Raw genomic sequence first — 1484 nt, forward strand, 5'->3', positions numbered from 1 at the left:
CTGTCAGGCTGCGGAGCAAGCGGGCGAAGAACGGCGGCTTGAGGGCGACGACGCTAGCGATGGTATTCAAGCTGCTCCAGTCAGCATAAAAGAACTGGAATCGACTTAAGAGTTTCGAGCTGTTGACTCTGGTGGTCAACAACCTGCCGTTCAAAGACGGCGAACAAGTGGAAGAGGAAGCATCAGACCGGAACGTTGCCTGTGATGGATACACCAGATTTGACAATAACTCTGGAAACAGCTCCCAGAGAGTATATCCACTACTACAATCACGAGCGGATCAGTTTAAGGTTACAAGGCCTCAGTCCTGTGGAATTTAGAACTCAGACCTTGCAAACCGCATGGGGAAACAGTCCAACTATCGAGGTTCAGTTCACTAGCACGGGCGGCTTTTTGCGAGAGGCTTACTATGCACCCACGTTATCAGCAGGCATTTACCACGTTGCCTACCCTGTTACAGAGCGCTTTGCAGCCGATATTATCCGCTGACGACTTTGCCGGATTTATCACTGCCAGCCAAGCACACCAATTAAAACAGCACTGTGGTTACAGCGACAGCGAGCTGGCTTTTGCCCTGCTGCCGCTGGCGGCAGCCTGCGCCGTGGCCACGCTGTCTGATTTTAAAGTGGGGGCGATTGCCCGCGGAGCCAGCGGTACGCTGTGGTTTGGTGCCAATATGGAATTTGCTGGGGCCACCATGCAGCAGACGGTGCATGCCGAGCAGAGCGCAGTTACCCATGCCTGGCTGCGCGGGGAAAGCATGCTGGTCTCAATAACCGTGAACTACACGCCGTGCGGCCACTGCCGCCAGTTTATGAACGAGCTGAACAGCGGCACGCTGCTGACGATTGAACTGCCCGGCCGCGCTGCCGCGCCGCTGGGCGACTATCTGCCGGACGCTTTCGGCCCGCGCGATCTCGCAATTACCACCCTGCTGATGGATGCCATCGACCACGGCATCTCTCCCTCGGGTGATGCGCTTGAGCAGGCCGCCCTGAATGCCGCCAACCGCAGCCATACCCCTTACAGCCAAGCTTACAGCGGCGTGGCGCTGGAGACGGCTGAGGGTGGCATCTTCGCCGGAAGCTACGCTGAAAATGCCGCCTTTAACCCCAGCCTGCCGCCGTTGCAGGGGGCACTGAACCTGCTGAACCTGGCAGGGCACAGCCTGAGTACAGTTCAGCGTGCAGTGCTGGCTGAATCCCCGCAGGCGAAGCTGAGCCAGCAGAATGCCACCGCCACCACCCTAGCCGCCCTCGGCTGCAGCAATCTCAACGTCGTTGCACTGGTTAAAGCGTAACAAAATTTCTGTTCGTTGAAAAAGATCGCAGCTTTTGTTATTACGTGTTAACAAAAGCGTAAGCGTAAAGCCAGCGCCGTATTTAGCCATTAAGCCAGTGCGGGTAACTTAGACGCCCACCTGTTACAGATGGACATCTAAGTATGGAAACCCAATCCTGGCGAAAAGAACGTAGCGCCCTTAC

The 1484-nt window shown here is 56.3% G+C and carries 1 protein-coding gene and 2 pseudogenes; all 3 read left to right on the top strand.

Translation table 11 applies throughout. From position 1 onward, the window contains the following. A pseudogene (locus BBW68_RS16065) lies at nucleotides 1-200 on the top strand (IS256 family transposase); the annotation flags it as partial. 31 nt (nucleotides 201-231) lie between these two features. Further along, nucleotides 232-333: pseudogene (locus BBW68_RS16070) on the top strand (IS3 family transposase); the annotation flags it as partial. A 76-nt stretch (nucleotides 334-409) separates the two neighbouring features. Further along, nucleotides 410-1300, top strand: a complete 891-nt coding sequence (cdd, locus tag BBW68_RS06375; protein WP_070134480.1) for a cytidine deaminase — start codon at nucleotides 410-412, stop codon at nucleotides 1298-1300. Nucleotides 1301-1484 lie beyond the last annotated feature (184 nt).

This window comes from Candidatus Erwinia dacicola (genome assembly GCF_001756855.1).
GTDB classification, from domain to species: domain Bacteria; phylum Pseudomonadota; class Gammaproteobacteria; order Enterobacterales; family Enterobacteriaceae; genus Erwinia; species Erwinia dacicola.

Bases quoted from the DNA above. Each gene is read 5' to 3' on its own strand.
- cdd (WP_070134480.1), top strand. From the start codon at position 410: ATGCACCCACGTTATCAGCAGGCATTTACCACGTTGCCTACCCTGTTA.